Genomic DNA, 13,941 nt, shown 5'->3' with positions numbered 1-13,941 from the left:
GCGCCCCCGCACGCAAGGCGCGCTGGCGGCGGCGGCATCAGACTGTGGCGTTAAGCTTCATGGCGCTGGTGATCGCGCCGGTTCTGGTGGCGGCCTATTATCTTTACGCGCAGGCGGCCGATCAGTTCGTTTCACGCGTTGGCTTCACGGTGCAGCGGGAGGAAATGGCGCCGGCGCTCGATCTTTTCGGCGGTCTGTCCAGCCTGTCGGGCGCGTCTTCGAGCGACACCGACATTCTCTATGAATTCATTCAAAGCCCTAGCCTTGTTGCGCAGATCGACGATGCGCTCGATTTGAGGGCGATCTGGTCGCGCGACCGATCCGATCCGGTGTTCGGACTTCCTGGCGACGCCACTCTGGAGGAGCTTGTCGCCTATTGGAATCGCATGGTTCATGTGCGGCACGGGGCGGGCGCGGGACTGCTCGACATCGAGGTGCGCGCTTTCGATCCGGGCGCGGCACAGCGGATCGCGCAGACCTTGATGGCACAAAGCTCTGCGATGATTAACCGGCTCAGCAACGCCGCGCGCGAGGATGCGATTCGCCATGCGCGCGGAGAGTTGCGGCGCGCCGAGGTGCGTCTGACGACGGCGCGCACGGCGCTCACCACCTTTCGCAATCGCCACCAACTGATCAGTCCGGAGATGGATTTGCAGAGTCAGGCGGGGGTGCTGGGGTCGCTGCTCGAACAGCAGGCGCAGGTGATGATTGAGAGTGATCTGCTGCGCGGCACGGTGCGCAGCGGGACGGACCCGCGGTTGAAGCAGGCGGAGCGGCGACTTGCGGTGATCGAGGACAGAATCGGGGCGGAGCGGCGCAAGCTCGGGATCGATGGCGGCTCCCAGGAAGAAGCCTTCGCGAGCATCGTCGGCGAGTACGAGCGGCTTATGGCGGAGCGCGAATTCGCAGAGCGTGCTTATGCGGCGACGCGCGCAAGCTATGACGCGGCGGAGGCCGAGGCGCGCCGTAAAAGCCGGTTTCTCGCGACCTTCATGGCGCCGACCCTTGCGGAAAGTGCCGAATATCCGCGGCGCGAGACGCTTCTGGCGCTGATCGCGGGCAGCCTGGTTTTGCTTTGGGCGATTGGCATCCTGGTGGGCTACGCGATCCGGGACCGTCGGTAACGGCGATGATCCGGCTGCAAAATCTCAGCAAGAGTTTCCGCGTTCCCGGTGGCGAGAAGGTCGTGGCGCGCGATATTTGCACGAGCTTTCCAAGCGGCCGATCTGTCGCGTTGCTGGGGAGAAACGGCGCCGGAAAGTCGACGCTGCTGCAGATGATCGCAGGCACCGCGCGGCCCGATCGGGGGCGGGTGATCACGCGGGGCAGCGTGTCGTTCCCGGTGGGCTTCGCTGGATCGTTTCACAACGACCTGACGGGCGCGCAGAATTGCCGCTTCATCGCGCGTATCTACGGGGTGGATACCGATGAGATGGTGGCTTTCGTTGAGACGACCGCCGAGCTTGGGGCGCATTTCCGGATGCCGCTGCGCAGCTATTCTTCCGGGATGCGTGCGCGATTGGCGTTTGCGGCGTCGATGGCGATCAGCTTTGACACCTATCTCGTCGACGAGATCACGGCGGTCGGCGATGCCGCGTTTCGCGAAAAGAGCGCAGCCCTGTTTCGCGACCGGCTGAAAGACGCCGGGGCGGTTGTGGTCAGCCACTCGATGAACCAGTTGCGCGAGATTTGCGATTGCGGCGCGGTGCTGGAGCGTGGACGGCTTGAGTTTTTCGACGATCTCAACGCCGCGATTGCCTGCCACGAACGCAACATGCTTTGAACTGGGCGCTCTGAGCCGTCGCATTCTATTAAAATATTGAGAGAAAACCCTTTTTGGGCCGCTTTTCCTCCGCGCTCTATGCCCAGCCGTGCCTCACAGTTCAGACAGTGTGAACATGGAAAGCGGAGGTGAGCATGCCTCAATTGACGCCGGTCGCGACTGTTACGAATGATGCGGAAAACTTCCTGACGTCGATCACCGACCTGCTTCTCGTGCAGGGCGAGACGGGGCCGACGCTCTACTCGATTTCGAATGCGCCGGGCGGTATCTCGCAGATCCCGCTGACTGCGCGGCTGAATTCGAGCGATCTGGCTTATCTGAGCGAGAGTGCAGGGCTGGATGCGGCCGGGACGCTGACCGAGATTTCGATCGATGGCAGCTCTGCCTTAATGGTGACCGGTTCGGCGTCGGGCGCGTTTCAGGCGGTCTGGCTGAACCAGAATGACGGCGGAATCAGCGATGTGTTCACGCTGCCGGGGGCGGTTGCGCCCGGTGCGGTGCTTGCGATCGCGCCGCTGCAACCGGGCGCGCAGAGCTTTTTCGTCGGGGCCCTGTCGCATGGCAGCGGGCTGCATGTCTGGCAGATGGGTGCCGGAGGCCGGATGACCGAGATCGCGCAGGGCATCGCGGGCGAGGTCTGGTCAGAGAATGACGTCCATGCGCTCGATACGGTCGAGATCGAGGGCGCGCAGTATGTCCTTGCGGCTTCGGTGACGGATAATTCGCTGACCACGCTCGCGCTCGATACGCAGGGACAGCTGCAAATCGCCAGTCAGATCGATGCGCGCGACGGCCTCTTCATCAACACCCCGAATTCGATCGAGACGATCCAGGTGGGCGGACAGGCCTACGCGGTTCTGGGGGCGGCGGGCACAAGCTCGATCTCTGTCGTGGCGCTCGGTCCGGGCGGTCGGATGGAGGTCACCGATCAGATCAATGACGATCTGGGCACGCGGTTCGACGGCATGACGACGCTCGAAACCGTGACGATGGGCGATCAGGTCTATGTGCTGGCCGGAGGCGCCGATGATGGGGTCAGCCTGCTCACGCTGCTGCCCGGCGGCAAACTGGTCCAGATCGGGACACTGGCAGACGGGCTAGAGACCGCGCTTTCTGATCCGGCTGCGGCGGCGATGATCGCCAATGCGACCGGGCTCGATATTTTCGTGGCGGGCGACGTGCCCGCGAGCTTGAGCGATCAGGGGATGGGGATCAGCCATATCAAGGTGGAGTTGGGCCCCGCTGGTCTGGCGCTGAAGCTTGGCGATGGTGGCGACACCGCAAACGGCGGCGTCGAGAACGATCAGATTTCCGGTGGCGCTGGCGATGACCAAATCCGTGGCGGGGCGGGGGCCGACATTCTGCAAGACGGCGGCGGCGCGGATTCCCTCTGGGGCGGCGAGGGGCAGGATGTGTTCGTGCTCGACGCGGACGGGCGCACCGATTTCATCATGGATTACGAGCCCGGCATCGATCGGCTCGACCTCTCGAGCATGGCGTGGTTCTACATCAAGGAGGCTCTGGATATCGCCCCGACCGCGACGGGGGCCGATATCCGGATCGGCGATGAGCGGGTGATCGTGAATACCGCGGACGGCTCAAGCCTGAGCGCCGCGGATTTCGAAACCTCGGAGCTACGCGATCTGTGGCATTCCGCAATCAACCCGCTCGAGGTCGGCGATATCCACAAGGAAGGTACCGCGCAGGGCGATCTGATCGACGGGCGCGGCGGCGATGATCTGCTCGTCGGCAATGACGGGCCGGATATCCTGCAAGGCATGGCGGGGGATGATCTGCTCAATGGCGGGCGGATTGATCGCAGCTACGATCCGTTCGCGGCACAGGTGTTCCGGGTCTATCAGGCGACGCTTGACCGGGCGCCCGATGGGAACGGTCTGCACTATTGGACGGACCTCCTGTCGAGCGGCGCGGTCGAACTTCAGGAGGTCGCGGATCGGTTCATCAACTCGCCGGAATTCCAGTCGAACTACGCGGAGACGAGCGACGCGGAGTTCCTGACGCTGCTTTACCAGAATGTGCTGGATCGGGCCCCCGATGTCGGGGGGCTGACCTATTGGCTCGACCAGCTGGATCAGGGGGTGAAAAGTCGGGAGGAAGTTGTTTTGGGATTTTCGGAAAGCCCGGAATTTCGGGATTCGACAGAGATCGACACGCTCATGCTGAGCCATGCCAGTGCGCAGACGGATTTCACCGATGACGTATTCCGTTTGTATCAAGCGACGCTGGGGCGCGAGCCGAACCTAGGCGGGATGATGTATTGGAGCGAGATGCAGGCGGACGGGATGGAGTTCCTCGATGTCGTCTCCGGCTTCGTCAATTCGCCCGAATTCACGTCGACCTACGGCAATCTCGACGATGCCGGTTTCGTCTCGCTTCTCTATCAGAACGTCTTGGGGCGGGCGCCGGACAGCGAGGGGCTGACATGGTGGGTCGATCAGCTCGACAGCGGGGGCTACACCCGCGAGAAAGTGGTCGCCGCATTTGCGCAAAGCCCCGAGATGATCACCCAGACGGCGCAGCCGCAGATCGATTGGTTCCGCTCTTTCGGCTTCGAGGATCAGCTCGATGGCGGCGAGGGGTACAATCTGCTGCAGGGCGGTGCGATGGCGGATCAGTTCGTCTTCCGCGCGGATGAGGACGGGCACCATGTCATTATCGATATCGAGCCCTGGGATCGGCTGAGCTTCGATGGCTTCAACTACAGCTCTGCCGCCGAAGCCCGCAGCCATATGGTCGAGGCGGGCTCCGGCGTGACCTTCACCGATCAGGGCGTCACGGTCGAGTTCATCGATGCCGATCTCGGCCTGTTCACCGACGGGATGTTCGACGTCTCGGGCTAGGTGAGTTCGGTTCGTAGCGCCGTGAGGTAGCGCGCCACGAGGGTCTGCGCGCGCTCCGATGTTGCGGCTTCGGCATAGCAACGGCATTCGGGCGCGTTGCCCGAGGGGCGCAGATGGACGATCTCGCCCGAGGGGAAGGTCAGGCGCAGCCCATCGGTGCGGTCGATCTGTTCGGCCGGGGCGAAATCGCTGAAGAATTCCGCCCGGGCGGCGGGGTCGTCGGCAAGGCGGTCAATGAAGGCGCGCGAACGGTCCGTCGGGACTTCGGCGACCCGGTCGGCCGCGGTGAAACGGGCGGGAAGCTGGGCGACAAGGCCGCTGAGGGCGGTGCCGGCCTGTTTCGCCGCAACAAGCGGAGCGACGATCGGCAGCAGGCAATCGCGCGTCGCGAGCGGCGCAATCGGCCCCGCAGGGCCCGTTGCGGTGAAGCCCAGGAGGAAGCCGCCATTGGGCTCGTACCCCACGACCTTCGCGGAGGGATCGGCATAGCGCGCGGCCTCCATCGCGGCGATCACGAAGGGCGAGCCGATCTTCGTGCGATGGATGCTGTCGAATTCGGGCATCGCATCGACCATCGTATTGGCGGAGACCGGCGTGCAGAGGATTTTTGCCCCGAGAAGCCGAGCAGTCAGCGCGCCCAGCACGTCGCCGGGGATCAGCGTGCCGGTCTCGTCGCTCAGCATCGGACGATCGGCATCGCCATCGGTCGAAATCACCGCATCGAGCTGGTGTTCGGCGCACCAGCCTTGCAGGGTTTTGCGGGTCTCGGGATCGACAGCCTCGGTGTCGACGGGGATGAAAACGTCAGAACGTGCGAGCGGCACGGCGGTCGCGCCCATCGCCTCCACCGCGGTGACGAGGATGTCGCGCGCGACCGAGCTGTGCTGATAGACACCGATGCGCAGCCCTGCGAGGGCGTCCGCCCCGAACCCGTCGACATAGCGCGCGATGTAGCGCGCCGCGCTGTCCGCCCCCGGGATTTCGGGCCCCGGTTTTTCGGCTGCGGGATGGTCCTGACCGAGCCGGTCGAGAATCGCGGCCTCGTCCTCCTTCGCGATCTCGCCATGCGGGACATAAAATTTCAGCCCGTTGCGATCCGCGGGAATGTGGCTGCCGGTGACCATGATCGCCGAATTGCCCGCTCCCATCGAGGCGAGCGCCAGAGCGGGCGTAGGCAGCGCGCCTTCGCGAATGGCGGTGAGGCCCGCGGCGCGGATCGCGGCGATGACGGTCTCGGCTATTGCGGGGGAGGAGGGGCGCAGGTCCCAACCGACATGAACGGCTTCGCCCTGCGGGCAGGCCGAAATGAAAGCGTGGGTGTAATCGGTGACCAGCGCGTCGGTCAGTTCGGTGACGAGGCCCCGCAGGCCGCTGGTGCCAAATTTCGGTGCCATTTGTCCTCGAATGCTGCGCCGTTGAAATTGGGCCGAACCTAGGGGGAGGGGGGCGGACAGGCAAGCACCGTGCGCTGCTCTCAAACACGGTTAACGCCGGGTTCCTATCGTCGGCTTCCATCGCAACCCAGCGCAGGAACTCCCGATGTCCGATCAGACCGCCAATCTCGCGCTGCCGCTTATCCTTGGCAGCCAGGCCCAGAAACACGTCACCCATAACGAGGCGCTGCAGCAGCTCGATGCGCTCGTGCAGCTCGCGGTGATTTCGCGCAGCGTGACCGAGCCGCCGATCGGTCCGCCGGAGGGGGCGCGGTATCTGCTGCCGACCGGGGCGCTGGGCGCATGGGCAGGGCAGGACGGGGCGCTTGCGATCTTTGCGGCCGGAGCGTGGCAATTCCTGACCCCGCGTGAGGGCTGGCGCGCTTTCGTGCTGGATGAGGCGGTGGAGCTGGTCTTCGCCGCGGGCGCTTGGGGCGTGCCGCCGTTGCCGGAGTTGAGCCAGCTCGACGGGGTAGGGATCATGACCGGCTATGACGCGGTGAACCGGCTTTCCGTCGCGGCGGAGGCCACACTTCTGAGCCATGCCGGGGCAGGCCATCAACTCAAGCTGAACAAGGCGGCGGCGGGCGAGACGGCAAGCCTTCTGTTCCAGTCGAACTGGTCGGGCCGGGCCGAGATGGGGCTGGCCGGCAGCGACGATTTCGCGATCAAGGCGAGCGCGGACGGCGCGACATGGTTCGAGGGGCTGCGCATTGATGGCGCCACCGGGCGCGCGGCGATGCCGCAAGGCGCGGTGATCGACGGAGCGCTGACGGGCAGCGGTGTCGTCGGCACGGTCGCGCAGGTTGGTGGCGTGTCGACGGGCGCCGTGATCGAGCAGGGCAGCACCGCCTCGGGCGATTACATCCGCTTTGCCGATGGCACGCAGATTTGCTCGGCGCAGGTGAGCCTTTCTTACGTCGCGGATTGGGCACTCAAGCAGGATTGGGCCTATCCGGCGCAATTCGCGCAGGCGCCCTCTCTGAGTGTCGCGCTCGATGCGGACAGCCTCGCGGCGGGCAGCGCCATCGGTGCGGGCGCGATCTCCTTTGCGGGTGTCGAGGGCGTCACGAGCTCGGGCGCGCGCGCCGTGGTCTATGCCGCGAATGGCGCGAGTTTCCTCAGCGGTGAAAGCTGCGACCTGAGCGTCACCGCGATCGGGCGCTGGGTGTGACGCTTACTCGGCGGGGCGGGCGAGCGGTTTGCGCGCCCCGTCGAGCCGGGTGAAAATCTCGGACAGGCGGGCACTGTAGCGCGCGGCAATCGCATCGGCAGAGAAGTGGTGGCGCACGAAGGCTTCGGCCTGCGCCGCCTTTTTCCTGCGCGCCTCCGGGGCGCTGCGTGCCGCGCGGAACTGGGCGACCGCGGCGGCGTGATCCGGCTCGCCCCAGTGCATTCCGGGCTCGACATAGAGATAGTCCTGCGGCGCGACTTCGATCTCGATCTCGATCTCGATCTCGATCTCGGACGCGGGCACGAGCCACGCAGTGACCTCGTTGCAAAATTCCAGATTGCCGGAATAGCTCGTGCACAGGACCGGCACGCCAAGCGTCATCGCCTCGAGCATGCCGAACCCCCAGCCCTCGGAGCGATGCAGCGAAACGTATAGGTCCGCGCCAGCCATCAGCTCCAGAACCCCGGCGTGATCGAGCGTCTCGTCGAGCAAAGCGATGCGCGGATCGGCTGCGACGAGCCGGTCGATTTCGGCCCAGAGCGTAGCCTGTGCCGCGTCGCAGACATGGCTGCGATTTTGCGTCTTGATCAGCAGGCGCGCCTCCGCATCTTCGGCGAAGGCTTCACGGAAAGCGTGGATCGTGCCGAGCGGGTTCTTCCGCTGCACGAAGGAGAAGCTGTCGAAACTGGCGAGGCAGACGAAGCTTTCCGCGGGCCAATCATTGCGTTGGCGCAGGGCGCTGCGCGCGTGAGCCCGGTCGATGGCGGGCGGTTCGGGGTAGCACATCCCGACATTCACCACCGGCGTGTCGGTCTCTTTGCGGTAAATCTCGGCGCAGTATTCCGAGGGCACCCAGACCTCGTCGACAAGGTCGAGCGCGAGGTGATGGCAGGCCGGGGCCCGGTCCAACTCCCAATGCATATAGGCGATGTTGTAGGCGCCAGAGTAGCTGTCGGCGTCGAAGGCGAAGGCCGGGGGCACCGCGTCGCCATTCAGGTGCAGCAGGTTGATGCGCGCGGGGCGCGGCGCGCCGGTCTTGGCGCCGTCTTGCGCGGGCGTCGGATTGTCGCGCGCGCTTTGCACCGCGTTGAGCGTGACCTCGCAGCGGGACAAAATGTCATGCGACAGCCGCGTCGATTGGCCCAACCCGGAGGCTTTCGCGAAGGGGCCGTGGATTTGAACGTCGACGGCGGTGCCTTCGGGGACGGGGCGCGTGGCGGCGGCGATCCGATGGCCGTCGGGCGTGCGCAGGAAGGACATGCTCTCGAGGTCGAAACCTTTCTCGCGCAGCGCAGCAGCATAGCGCGCGCGGGTGATCGGCGGACCGGGATGCAGTTGCGAGCAGACATCCGAAAGGCGACCACCTTCGAGCAGCGTCTTCGTTTCGCTGCGGGGCAGGAACAGCAGGATCTCGGGCCGTTCGACCGCAAGGATCATCGCGAGCACATGCAGCATCCGGCGGTGACGCTCGGTCTTCGGCGAGAATTGCGCGAGCGGCGGGATCGCCTCGCGCAGGGCCAGAAGCCCGCGGGTCATCGGCCAGGGGCTGGAGCCTTTCGTCTCTGCCAGCGTCTCGATCAGGCTGTCGGGTAGGAGGCAATCGCCGAGCCCGAGCGACGGGGCGTCGCGAAGCGCCCATGCGGATGCCGCGTCCGGGTCGCCGGTCTTACCGAAGAGCTCCATCGCGCGGCTCGGTCCGCCGGGGCGGGTCTGCGCGTTGAGCCAGTCGATCGCGGCTCGGCTCAGCGGGATTTGCTGCGACGGGTGCTGCGCGGCGTAGCTGTCGAGATACCAGCGCAGGATGTCCGCCACCGCCGCGTCGCTGCCATCGAGCGGGAGATGCTCTGCCATGCCCGCGCGATGGCGCGCGTAATCGATGTAGGAAAAGAGAGGCGCGGGCAGGTCTGCGCCATGCGCGGAACGCGCCGCGAAGAGCGGTTGCTGCGCGGTCAGATCGGGCATGTCCGCCTGCGCGGTGGACGCGGCGCGCAGCGAGATGATCGGGCCATGCATATAGCGATGCAGGGCGTCTTTCTCTTTCGGATGCGGCGTCGCGCCGGGATCGAAGCACAGCGTGGCGATTGGGCCGCCGCCGGGGATGTGGAGGCTGATCTCGCGGCCTGTTGCAACGCCGCCGAAAGCGGCAAGGCGAAGCCGTGATTGCCCGCGCCGATGCCAGCCTGTGCAAGGTCGGCGCGAAACATCGCCGCGCGTCCCGAGAGGAGCCGCCCGGCATTGCAGTGGATTTCAATGTCGAGCGGAGTGCTATCGCCTTTCTTCGCGATCCAGCCGATCACCCTCCCGTTCTCGATCCGCTCCAGCGCGCCGCGATAGCCGCGCAGGCGATGGAGCAGTGAGACGGCTGACGGCGGCGGAACGAAAGTCGACATGCAATTCCCTGACGAAAAACAACCTTTGGTAGAGTCACCCTAGTCGATTGCGTGACAGTCGCAACCGTCTTGCGCCGCCCGAGATGCCCCGCACGGCGCGACGGGCCGTTATTGCGGCTGCCCCATCAATTGCTGGGCAAGCGTCGCGGCGGAGCTTTCGCGGGCCGAGGCGATCTCGGTCAGGCTTTGCGTCACATCGGCGTCCAGCTTGGCGGCGGCGTCGGTGCCCGAGAGGCCGAGCACGGGCGCGGCCTCCGACAAGGGCGCGTCGAACAGCGCCTGCGCGATCGCGAATTGCGGAGGTCCGCCACGCGCGCCGCTTTGAGAACTCGTCGCGGCGGGAAGGACGAAGGCCAGCGCCGCCACGACCGAAAGCGCGAGCGCCAGCCCCATCGGCGCGCGTTTGAAGTAGGCGGTCATCGGCCGCCAGTTCTTCCAGATATGCAGCACGAAGGGCACGATCAGCACCATCGAGAGCCATTCATGCATGCCGTGGAACCACGCGCTGCCCCAATGGAAGAACAAGGCGATTCCTGAAATCAAAGAGACGAGGAAAAGGCCGGTGATGAACGGCGTGGCGTAGCGGTTGAGGATGGCGGGCATCGATGGCTCCTGTCGAATCGCGGCTGTGCTGACCGCGCGGGGTGTCGGATGTTAAGTTGCACGCGCATCGATGGATTTTCCGTTATCAAAGCCGGCTTGCAGTGGGCGCATGGCGTCTGCGGAGGGGCAGGGGGTCGCAACAGCCTTGAAATCCGCGAGGGGAGCAAGTATCTGGCGGCAGTTGCGCCGAAAGCGGCGCGGTATTTTCGGCTCAAGGGCGCCGCATTGGGCGCGTAAGGAACGACGACGATGGCAAACCCACTCCAGTTTCTCCAGCAGGTGCGCTCGGAAGCGGGCAAAGTGGCTTGGCCGAGCCGCCGCGAAGTTCTGCTGACGACCGGCATGGTGCTGGCGATGGCTGCGCTGACGGCAATCTTTTTCTCGCTCGTGGACTGGGTGATCCGTCTCGGCGTGACGCAGGTGATCGGGAGCTGATAGGCCCCCGGCGCTCTCCGCCAGACCTCATTCGCAGTTGCGGCGAGGAAGTGATCGCGCTCCGGCCTTACGCTCTTGAAATCACAGGGCTCCGGCGGTAAAGGGGCGGGACTTTCCCAGAGGCGGCGTGCATCGATTCGCGTGGTGCGCGCTGTTTTTTATTCTGGGAGACGCGGGTAATCCCGTGAAATAACAGGAATTTTCGGCGCTCCGGCGTCGGCGGCAAGAGGCAAAGAATCGGCATGGCGAAGCGTTGGTATTCGGTAAGCGTTCTCTCGAACTTCGAGAAGAAAGTCGCCGAGCAAATCCGTCAGGCCGTGATCGATCAAGGTCTGGAAGATCAGATCGAAGAGGTTCTGGTGCCGACCGAAGAAGTGATCGAGGTGCGTCGCGGAAAGAAAGTGACCTCCGAACGTCGCTTCATGCCGGGCTACGTGCTGGTGCGGATGGAGATGACCGACAAGGGTTATCACCTGATCAACTCGACGAACCGGGTCACCGGCTTCCTCGGGCCGCAGGGCCGGCCGATGCCGATGGGCGATGCGGAAGTGAACCGCATCCTCAGCCGTGTCGACGAATCGGGTGAGCAGGCCGCGCCGCGCAGCCTCATCACCTTCGAGGTCGGCGAGAACGTGAATGTGACCGACGGGCCCTTCGAGGGCTTCTCGGGCATGGTCGAGGAAGTGGACGAGGCGGCGAGCCGCCTGAAAGTCACCGTCTCGATCTTCGGCCGGCCGACGCCGGTCGAGCTGGAATACACGCAGGTGCAGAAAACCGCCTGAGTGTGAGCCGTGGGAGGCGAGGGGCCCTGCGCGACAGGGACGCCCGGACCGAACCACTAAACTTCGCGACCCCTAGGGGCGTGACAGTGATAAGGAGAGGGCCACATGGCCAAGAAAGTTGTTGGGCAGCTCAAGCTGCAAATTCCGGCAGGCGGCGCGAACCCGTCCCCGCCGGTCGGTCCGGCGCTGGGTCAGCGCGGGATCAACATCATGGAATTCTGCAAGGCGTTCAACGCCAAGACGCAGGAAATGGACAAGCAGGCGAAGATCCCGACGATCATCACCTACTACGCCGACAAGTCGTTCACCTTCGAGATCAAGCAGCCCACCGCGAGCTTCATGATCAAGCAGGCAGCCGGCCTCAAGCCGGTCGGCAAGCGTAACCGTCCGAAGGGTTCGGAAGCTCCGGGCCGCGTCGTCGCCGCGACCATCACCGCCGCTCAGGTGCGTGAGATCGCCGAAGCGAAGATGAAGGACCTGAACGCCAACGACATCGAAGGCGCGATGAACATCATCCTCGGCTCCGCGAAGTCGATCGGTATCGAGGTGAAAGGCTAAGTCATGGCAAAGCTCGGTAAACGCACCAAAGCCGCCCGCGAAGCCTTCGCCGGCAAGTCCAACGTCTCCGTCGAGGAAGCCGTTTCGCTGATCAAGTCGAACGCGAACGCGAAATTCGACGAGACCCTCGAAATCGCAATGAACCTCGGTGTCGACCCCCGTCACGCCGACCAGATGGTTCGTGGCGTCGTCGCTCTGCCGAACGGCACCGGCAAGACCGTCCGCGTGGCTGTCTTCGCTCGTGGCGCGAAAGCGGATGAGGCCAAGGAAGCCGGGGCCGATATCGTCGGCGCCGAGGACCTGATGGAAACCATTCAGGGCGGCACGATCGAATTCGATCGCTGCATCGCGACCCCGGACATGATGCCGATCGTCGGCCGTCTGGGTAAGGTCCTGGGCCCGCGCAACCTGATGCCGAACCCGAAAGTCGGCACCGTGACGATGGACGTGAAAGCGGCTGTCGAAGCGGCGAAAGGTGGCCAGGTTCAGTTCAAGGTCGAGAAGGCCGGCGTCATTCATGGCGGCATCGGCAAGGTCTCCTTCTCCGAGGAGCAGCTGGCCGAAAACATCCGCGCCTTCGTGGATGCCGTGACCAAAGCCAAGCCTGCCGGCGCGAAAGGCACCTACATGAAGAAGGTGTCCCTGAGCTCGACGATGGGCCCGGGCGTCGCCGTCGACATCACGTCGGCGACCGGCAACTAAGAGAATTCCACCGGGGGAAACCTCGGTGGGTGGTAGGGCGGTGGCCTGATGCTTCCGCCCTGACCTGTCCGAGACGGAGGGTGCCCGATCCCGCAAGGTGACGGCTTAATTTCCTTCCTGAGATGGGGATCGAGACCAATTCCGGGTTTGGGCCTTCGGGCCGATCTCGGGCGATCTGGCCTCGGGCCCTTCGGACCCGACCCCGGGAAACCGGGACAATGAGAGCCGGGGGGAAACCCCCATACTTGGAGTGTAACTGTGGATAGAGCCCAAAAAGAGAAAGTGGTCGAGGAACTCGGCCAGATCTTCGCAAGCTCTGGCGTCGTAGTGGTTGCTCACTACGAAGGCATGACGGTTGCTAACATGCAGGACCTCCGCGCACGCATGCGTGAAGCGGGTGGTTCGGTTCGTGTTGCCAAGAACAAGCTCGCCAAGATCGCCCTTGAAGGTCAGCCCTGCGAAAGCATTGCTGAATACCTGACGGGCATGACCGTGCTTTCCTATTCTGAGGATCCTGTCGCTGCGGCGAAAGTGGTCGTCAAATATGCCAAAGAGAACGAGAAACTCTCGATCCTCGGCGGCGCAATGGGAGACTCGGCACTCGACATCGCTGGTGTCAAAGCTGTCGCTGACATGCCGTCGCGTGAAGAGCTCATCGCTCAGATCGTGTCGCAGATCGGCGCACCCGCTTCGAACATCGCCGGTGCCGTTGGCGCGCCTGCTTCGAACATCGCGAGCATCCTTTCGACCATCGAGGAAAAGGCTGCGTAAGCAATCGACTTGTCCCGTAGCGGCTTGAAACCGCGACGTTGGAAACCCAAATCTAGGAACTGAAAAATGGCTGATCTGAAAAAACTCGCCGAAGAAATCGTGGGTCTGACCCTCCTGGAAGCCCAGGAACTGAAAACCATCCTGAAAGACGAATACGGCATCGAGCCCGCCGCTGGTGGCGCTGTCATGATGGCCGGTCCGGCTGCTGGTGGCGAAGAAGCTGCTGAAGAGAAAGACGAATTTGACGTCGTTCTCGTCGAAGCTGGCGCTCAGAAGATCAACGTGATCAAAGAAGTCCGCGGCATCACCGGCCTGGGCCTGAAAGAAGCCAAAGAGCTCGTTGAAGCTGGCGGCAAGGTCAAGGAAGGCGCTGCGAAAGCGGAAGCCGAAGAGATCAAGAAAAAGCTCGAAGACGCTGGCGCGAAAATCGAGCTCAAGTAAGCGAGCCG

The 13,941-nt window shown here is 64.2% G+C and carries 15 protein-coding genes; 12 read left to right on the top strand and 3 right to left on the bottom strand.

Features of this window, described 5'->3' with window-relative positions:
* Nucleotides 1–44 precede the first annotated feature (44 nt).
* The 3 genes from AXZ77_RS17430 (at nucleotide 45) to AXZ77_RS17420 (ending at nucleotide 4,644) form a co-directional block, all read left to right on the top strand.
* On the top strand, nucleotides 45–1,124 hold the full coding sequence (locus tag AXZ77_RS17430; RefSeq protein ID WP_141536300.1) for a hypothetical protein: 1,080 nt from the start codon (nucleotides 45–47) through the stop codon (nucleotides 1,122–1,124).
* A 5-nt stretch (nucleotides 1,125–1,129) separates the two neighbouring features.
* Entirely contained in the window at nucleotides 1,130–1,783 is a 654-nt protein-coding gene (locus AXZ77_RS17425; RefSeq protein ID WP_098412102.1) for an ABC transporter ATP-binding protein, read from the top strand.
* A gap of 134 nt (nucleotides 1,784–1,917) precedes the next feature.
* Nucleotides 1,918–4,644: a DUF4214 domain-containing protein gene (locus tag AXZ77_RS17420; protein ID WP_098412101.1), complete on the top strand. Its 2,727-nt coding sequence runs from the start codon at nucleotides 1,918–1,920 to the stop codon at nucleotides 4,642–4,644.
* On the opposite strand, the gene AXZ77_RS17415 is transcribed toward AXZ77_RS17420, so the two are convergent.
* Nucleotides 4,641–6,038 carry a phosphomannomutase gene (locus tag AXZ77_RS17415; RefSeq protein ID WP_098412100.1) on the bottom strand — a complete coding sequence of 466 codons (1,398 nt, stop codon included), beginning with the start codon at nucleotides 6,036–6,038 and terminating at the stop codon, nucleotides 4,641–4,643. The genes AXZ77_RS17420 and AXZ77_RS17415 overlap by 4 nt on opposite strands.
* Nucleotides 6,039–6,183: 145 nt before the next feature.
* Here AXZ77_RS17415 and AXZ77_RS19690 point away from each other — a divergent pair, with 145 nt between their 5' ends.
* On the top strand, nucleotides 6,184–7,251 hold the full coding sequence (locus AXZ77_RS19690; protein ID WP_098412099.1) for a DUF2793 domain-containing protein: 1,068 nt from the start codon (nucleotides 6,184–6,186) through the stop codon (nucleotides 7,249–7,251).
* 3 nt (nucleotides 7,252–7,254) lie between these two features.
* Here the strand turns inward: AXZ77_RS19690 and AXZ77_RS17405 are convergent, their stop codons facing one another.
* Nucleotides 7,255–9,264, bottom strand: coding sequence for a glycosyltransferase (locus AXZ77_RS17405; RefSeq protein ID WP_098412098.1), 2,010 nt, complete (start codon nucleotides 9,262–9,264; stop codon nucleotides 7,255–7,257).
* On the opposite strand from AXZ77_RS17405, the gene AXZ77_RS19650 reads away from it, so the two are divergent.
* Nucleotides 9,259–9,411, top strand: a complete 153-nt coding sequence (locus AXZ77_RS19650; protein ID WP_176536065.1) for a hypothetical protein — start codon at nucleotides 9,259–9,261, stop codon at nucleotides 9,409–9,411. The two genes, AXZ77_RS17405 and AXZ77_RS19650, sit on opposite strands and share 6 nt — an antisense overlap.
* A complete protein-coding gene (locus tag AXZ77_RS17400) occupies nucleotides 9,408–9,608 on the top strand; it encodes a hypothetical protein (RefSeq protein WP_098412097.1) in 201 nt (66 codons plus the stop codon). The genes AXZ77_RS19650 and AXZ77_RS17400 overlap by 4 nt, the downstream gene beginning before the upstream one ends.
* A gap of 141 nt (nucleotides 9,609–9,749) precedes the next feature.
* Here AXZ77_RS17400 and AXZ77_RS17395 read toward each other — a convergent pair whose 3' ends face one another.
* Complete coding sequence (locus tag AXZ77_RS17395; protein ID WP_098412096.1) at nucleotides 9,750–10,244, bottom strand: DUF4405 domain-containing protein; 495 nt, start codon at nucleotides 10,242–10,244, stop codon at nucleotides 9,750–9,752.
* Nucleotides 10,245–10,493: 249 nt separating this feature from the next.
* Here AXZ77_RS17395 and secE point away from each other — a divergent pair, with 249 nt between their 5' ends.
* From secE to rplL, 6 genes are all read left to right on the top strand, one after another.
* Entirely contained in the window at nucleotides 10,494–10,679 is a 186-nt protein-coding gene (gene secE / locus AXZ77_RS17390) for a preprotein translocase subunit SecE (protein WP_075773824.1), read from the top strand.
* Between the two features lie 242 nt (nucleotides 10,680–10,921).
* Nucleotides 10,922–11,461 (top strand): transcription termination/antitermination protein NusG, encoded by a 540-nt coding sequence (gene nusG, locus AXZ77_RS17385; RefSeq protein ID WP_075773825.1) that lies wholly within the window; start codon nucleotides 10,922–10,924, stop codon nucleotides 11,459–11,461.
* Between the two features lie 105 nt (nucleotides 11,462–11,566).
* Complete coding sequence (gene rplK / locus AXZ77_RS17380) at nucleotides 11,567–12,019, top strand: 50S ribosomal protein L11 (RefSeq protein WP_078521322.1); 453 nt, start codon at nucleotides 11,567–11,569, stop codon at nucleotides 12,017–12,019.
* A 3-nt stretch (nucleotides 12,020–12,022) separates the two neighbouring features.
* Nucleotides 12,023–12,721 carry a 50S ribosomal protein L1 gene (gene rplA, locus AXZ77_RS17375; RefSeq protein WP_075773827.1) on the top strand — a complete coding sequence of 233 codons (699 nt, stop codon included), beginning with the start codon at nucleotides 12,023–12,025 and terminating at the stop codon, nucleotides 12,719–12,721.
* Between the two features lie 258 nt (nucleotides 12,722–12,979).
* Nucleotides 12,980–13,492 carry a 50S ribosomal protein L10 gene (rplJ, locus tag AXZ77_RS17370; protein ID WP_078521320.1) on the top strand — a complete coding sequence of 171 codons (513 nt, stop codon included), beginning with the start codon at nucleotides 12,980–12,982 and terminating at the stop codon, nucleotides 13,490–13,492.
* Nucleotides 13,493–13,558: 66 nt separating this feature from the next.
* Nucleotides 13,559–13,933, top strand: a complete 375-nt coding sequence (gene rplL / locus AXZ77_RS17365) for a 50S ribosomal protein L7/L12 (protein ID WP_078521318.1) — start codon at nucleotides 13,559–13,561, stop codon at nucleotides 13,931–13,933.
* The last annotated feature ends 8 nt before the right edge of the window (nucleotides 13,934–13,941 follow it).

Origin of the sequence: Thioclava sp. ES.031 (assembly GCF_002563775.1) — a bacterium.
Classification (GTDB): Bacteria; Pseudomonadota; Alphaproteobacteria; order Rhodobacterales; family Rhodobacteraceae; genus Thioclava.
Note: the sequence above shows the minus strand (reverse complement) of the source record. Positions and strands in the feature narration are given on the sequence as shown.